The 642-nt window shown below is 34.0% G+C and carries 1 protein-coding gene; it reads left to right on the forward strand.

Translation table 11 applies throughout. The features are described from left to right. Positions 1 to 440 (forward strand): hypothetical protein (locus tag BLL36_RS31955; RefSeq protein ID WP_394329511.1); only part of this gene is annotated, 440 nt, incomplete at its 5' end. Between the last annotated feature and the right edge of the window lie 202 nt (positions 441 to 642).

The following is a 642-nucleotide window of genomic DNA, read 5'->3' on the forward strand; positions in this document are numbered from 1 at the left end:
CTGTTTTCCAAATTTGGTCCATGATGTGGGGGAAATTAGATCCAATTAACCAAATGGCCATTCATTTGGTATTTATATTAGGTTTAACCTTTTTAGTTTATGGTTATTCAAAAGGAACAAAATCATTAACTAATCATGTACCTAAATGGATCGATTATCTTTTTGTGTTACTCGCATTCGGTGCAGGAATCTATTTTACAGTTCATGCCGAACGGATAGCAAGTAGAATTCCAATAATGGAACCATTGACTGCTTTAGACATCTTTTTTGGCCTTATTTTAGTTATCTTAACGATAGAGGCTACACGAAGAACAATTGGAATTCCAATTGTTCTTCGTGTAGCCTCTATCGTTAAGATAACTAAAATAAGGCCAAAAAAGATGTCTAAAGCAGTCAATGGTTCCATTATTGGAATTCTACTTGCTATCCGTTCGGCATGAACTGTAAAATAGATTCCTGCACCGAATGCGAGTAACACAAAAAGATAATCGATCCATTTAGGTACATGATTAGTTAATGATTTTGTTCCTTTTGAATAACCATAAACTAAAAAGGTTAAACCTAATATAAATACCAAATGAATGGCCATTTGGTTAATTGGATCTAATTTCCCCCACATCATGGACCAAATTTGGAAAACAG

The sequence above is a fragment of the Pseudomonas cedrina subsp. cedrina genome (assembly GCF_001983175.1).
Lineage (GTDB): Bacteria > Pseudomonadota > Gammaproteobacteria > Pseudomonadales > Pseudomonadaceae > Aquipseudomonas > Aquipseudomonas cedrina.